This window comes from uncultured Pelagibacterium sp. (assembly GCF_963972885.1).
Classification (GTDB): domain Bacteria; phylum Pseudomonadota; class Alphaproteobacteria; order Rhizobiales; family Devosiaceae; genus Pelagibacterium; species Pelagibacterium nitratireducens.
In genome coordinates this window covers 1-4,235 of the sequence record NZ_CAXAXY010000148.1, presented here as the reverse complement: position 1 = coordinate 4,235, position 4,235 = coordinate 1, and the positions used below count along the sequence as shown (strand labels likewise).

Below are 4,235 nucleotides of genomic sequence, written 5' to 3'. Positions count from 1 at the left end.
CCCTGTCGTCGAAGTCGGGCTCAGCCGAAGCGCTGCAAAAGCTGGGCATCAGTCTTGAGCTGACGCCCGAACAGATTTCGACCTGCATACGCGAAGCGGGCATCGGGTTCATGTTCGCGCCCAATCATCATCCCGCCATGCGCCATGTGGGCCCGACGCGCGCTGAGATGGGGGTGCGAACGATGTTCAACCTGCTCGGGCCACAGTCCAACCCGGCCGGGGTGAAGCGCTACCTGCTGGGCGTGTTCGACAATGAGTGGGTGGAACCGGTGGCTGCCGCGCTGCTGGCCAATCAGGCGCAAGCGGCCTGGGTCGTGCATGGGGACAGCGGGCTGGACGAGCTTTCGACCACCGGGCCGTCCTTCGTCTCCCAGATCAGGAACGGCAATCTGACCTCCTTTGAGGTGACGCCCGAGGACGCCGGTCTGCCCCGCGCCAAGCTCGAAGACATTGTCGGGGGCGATCCTGAACACAATGCCGGCGAGCTGCGCAAGCTGCTCGATGGCGCCAGGGGAGCGTATCGCGACATTGTGCTGCTCAACGCGGCCGCGGCATTCATCATCGCCGACAAGGTGCAAACGCTGCCCGAGGGCGTGGCGATGGGTGCCGAGGTGATCGATAGCGGCAAGGCCAGGGCGACGCTCGATAAACTCGTTGCCGTTTCGGGGGCGCAATGACCGATATTCTTCGCAAGATCGAGGCCTACAAGCGCGAGGAAATCGCGGCGGCCAAGTCGGCCGTGCCGCTGGCCGAATTGACCGCAATGGCGCGGGAGCAGGATGCGCCGCGCGGATTTACCGCCGCGTTGCAGGCCAAGCGGGCCGCCGGGACATACGGGCTGATCGCCGAGGTCAAAAAGGCCAGTCCATCCAAAGGATTGATCCGGCCCGATTTCGATCCGCCGGTTTTGGCCAGGGCCTATCAAGACGGTGGCGCGGCGTGTCTTTCGGTTTTGACCGACACGCCATCGTTTCAGGGGCGGCCGGATTTTCTGGGCGCGGCGCGGTCGGCGACGGCGCTTCCGGCCTTGCGAAAGGATTTCCTGTTCGAGCCTTATCAGGTTGTCGAAGCGCGCGCCTGGGGGGCGGACTGCATTCTGATCATCATGGCGTCGGTCGACGATGTTGCCGCTCGGATTTTGCTCGAGAGCGCTGCCGAATGGGGAATGGATGCGCTGGTGGAAGTCCATGACGCAGAGGAAACCGAGCGTGCGCTGGCGTTGGGCGCCGAGTTCATCGGCATCAACAACCGCAATCTGCGAACCTTTGAGGTGACGCTGGAAACCACTGTCGCTCTGGCGAAACTGGTGCCTGACGATAAACTTCTGGTGTCGGAAAGCGGCGTTTTCACCCACGAGGATATCAAATACCTTGAGGCCGAGGCCGACGTCGGGTGCTTCCTGGTCGGGGAAAGCCTGATGCGGCAGGCCGATGTGGCGGCGGCGACCCGTACGCTCTTGACGGGATCTTGAGATGGCGCGCGAGTTGACCCATCTCGACGAGACGGGCGCGGCGCGCATCGTCGACATATCGGGCAAGGACGAAACCGTGCGGCGTGCCGTGGCCGGTGCCTTACTGCACGCCACGGTCGAGATCGTCGAGGCGATTTTCGGGGGCACGCTAAAGAAGGGCGATGCCATTGCCGTCGCGCGGGTGGCCGGGATCATGGCGGCCAAGAAAACCTCCGAGCTGATCCCGCTTTGCCACCCCATTCCGGTGACGAAAATCGGCGTGGAGATCGAGCGCGGCGAGGCGCCCGGCACAATTGCGATTTCAGCGACTGTCGAGACCGTGGGGCGGACCGGGGTTGAGATGGAAGCGCTGACCGCGGCGTCAGTGGCCGCGCTCACGCTTTATGACATGGCCAAGGCGCTGGACAAATCCATGACCATTTCCGGTGTGCAACTGATCGAAAAGAGTGGCGGCAAGTCCGGCGATTTCAGGCGGGTGCCGGGTTGATTTCGGTCGATGAGGCGCTGGAGCGGATTCTGAAATCCGTGCGTCCGCTTGGCAGCGAGCGGGTTGCTCTGGCCGAGGCGGCAAGACGGGTCCTGGCCGAGGATGTGCGCGCCAAGCTGTTCAACCCCGCATTCGATGTCAGCGCCATGGATGGATACGCTGTACGGGCAGAGGACGTGCAGCCCGGCGTTACGCTGAGAATGATCGGCGCTTCGCAGGCCGGGGCCGGGTTTGACGGGACGGTCGGGCCGGGCCAATGCGCGCGGATCTTTACCGGTGCGCCTGTACCCTCCGGGGCCGATGCCGTCATCATGCAAGAAGAGACACGGGCCGAGAGCGACGCCATCACCTTTGAATGCGATGTAGCGCCGGGGCGCAGCATACGGTTTCGCGGCGAGGATTTTAGCCAAGGCGATGTGCTGGTTGCGGCAGGAGCTGCGCTCGATCCACGCAAGATCGCGTTGACGGCGGCGGGCAATGTCGCCGACGTGGCGGTTTCAGTGCGTCCGCGTGTAGCGCTCCTGGCGACCGGGGATGAACTGGTGGCGCCGGGGGGCGTGGTTGGACCCGATCAGATCGTCGCGTCCAACTCGGTCGGGCTGGGCGCGTTCTTTACAGGGCACGGTGCGCAGGTGCGCGATCTGGGAATCGTTACCGACGACAGGGATGTGTTGGGCGACGCGCTCGGTCGGGCGCTGGCCGAGAAGCCCGATATTTTGCTCACGACCGGCGGGGCCAGCGTGGGCGAGCATGACTTCGTGCAGGACATGCTCAAGGCGAACGGGGTCGATATCGATTTCTGGCGCATCGCCATGCGGCCAGGCAAGCCGCTGATGTTGGGCCGCACGGGCAAGACGGTGGTGTTCGGGCTGCCGGGCAATCCCGTTTCCGCACTGGTGACGGCGCGGATTTTCGTTTTGCCGGCAGTGCTGAGAATGATGGGCGGCGCCCTGCCCGCTCCGCTCTATCTGCCACTGGCCGAAGACTTGCCACCCAATGGACCGCGCCGGCATTTCATGCGCGGGCGGTTGGTGAGCGATGCAGAGCGCGGAACCCAGGTCGAGCCGATCCGGCAGACCGACAGCGGGCATTTATCCTCGCTGGCCTCAGCTGACGTATTGATTGTTCAGGACGAAAACTGTTCCGGCAAGGCGCGCGGCGAGATCGTCGCCGCGCACATGCTGTAGGGTCAGGTTAGGTCAGTTTGGTCTGGGCGTCGCGGACGAGCGCTGCCAGACGGAACGGGACGTGGACCATCTTGGTGTAGGGCAGCGTCAGATACAGCGCAAAGACGGCTCCCAGATGGGCGATGAGTAGCGGACGTACGCCGGGGGTGCCGGTGGCCCAATAAAGCGCCAGGCCGGTGGCGGCGGTTGCGGTCAGCAGCACCACGAAGGCCATTTCCCCGCCCCAGACCGCGGGAGCGCCGAGGTTCTTTTCGGCGCGCAGTTTGAGGGCGATGAGCCCGATGCCACCGAGTGTCATCAGGATGCCGCCCGGGACGCCGAACAGTTTGGGCAGAGAGAATAACCCATAGGGCGCTTCCATACCGAAGCCATAGTGCAGGACCGTGCCGGACGACGTGGCCGCAAAGCAGAGCACGAAGCCCCACATGACGGCCTGATGCGCCCAGCGGCGGGCCATTGTGTAGCGATCTTCATTCTCGTAATTGCAGCCCTCGGCGGCTCCGCCTGAGAGGTTCTTGAGTTTGCCGGCATCGACCAGCGCATCATGGAGATGCCTGATGGTGACGCGCTCACCGCCGACATGGCGCCAATAGCGCCAGACGCCGACGGCCACGAGGGCCAGCGGCAGGAACGAAGTAACGGTGAAGAGCGTCGCCATGACGGTGTGGGAGATGACCGCATAAAAGCCCTCGCCGCTTTCGGGGCGGATGGCGTAGGCGATTATCAGGATAAACGCGATGCCAGCGGCTAGGGCACCGGCCAGCGCCATGCCGCTTTTCTGGAACAGCGCGGCCAGGCCGTTGGGCCAGATGAATTTTTCCCAGCTTTCAACGCGGACCTCGGCAAGGGCGCGAGGGAGGTTGAGGTTGAATTCGTGGGGTTCGGTGTATTGGCAGGCGTAATAGCAGCCACGGCAGTTATGGCAGAGATTGGCCAGCTGGGTGACCTCGCCGTCCGAAAAGGCGCGGTGCAGGGTCATGGCGGGAAAGACCGAGCAGTAGCCTTCGCAATAGCGGCAGGCGTTGCAGATCTCGAGCTGGCGGCGGGCCTCGTTGATGGCGGCGTCCTCGCCGGTGTCAAAATCGACGGC

At 64.0% G+C, this 4,235-nt stretch carries 5 protein-coding genes; 4 read left to right on the top strand and 1 reads right to left on the bottom strand.

The window, feature by feature from the left end:
- The 4 genes from trpD to glp form a co-directional block, all read left to right on the top strand.
- A partial coding sequence (gene trpD, locus AACZ55_RS15580; protein ID WP_339647564.1) for an anthranilate phosphoribosyltransferase occupies positions 1-677 on the top strand: 677 nt, incomplete at its 5' end.
- Positions 674-1,471: an indole-3-glycerol phosphate synthase TrpC gene (gene trpC / locus AACZ55_RS15575; protein ID WP_339647563.1), complete on the top strand. Its 798-nt coding sequence runs from the start codon at positions 674-676 to the stop codon at positions 1,469-1,471. The genes trpD and trpC, both read left to right, overlap by 4 nt.
- A gap of 1 nt (position 1,472) precedes the next feature.
- Positions 1,473-1,958, top strand: a complete 486-nt coding sequence (moaC, locus tag AACZ55_RS15570) for a cyclic pyranopterin monophosphate synthase MoaC (protein WP_339647562.1) — start codon at positions 1,473-1,475, stop codon at positions 1,956-1,958.
- Positions 1,955-3,145 (top strand): gephyrin-like molybdotransferase Glp, encoded by a 1,191-nt coding sequence (glp, locus tag AACZ55_RS15565; protein WP_339647561.1) that lies wholly within the window; start codon positions 1,955-1,957, stop codon positions 3,143-3,145. Before moaC ends, glp begins: the two co-directional genes overlap by 4 nt.
- Before the next feature lie 7 nt (positions 3,146-3,152).
- Here glp and tcuB read toward each other — a convergent pair.
- On the bottom strand, positions 3,153-4,235 hold a 1,083-nt coding region (gene tcuB / locus AACZ55_RS15560; protein ID WP_339647560.1), incomplete at its 5' end, for a tricarballylate utilization 4Fe-4S protein TcuB.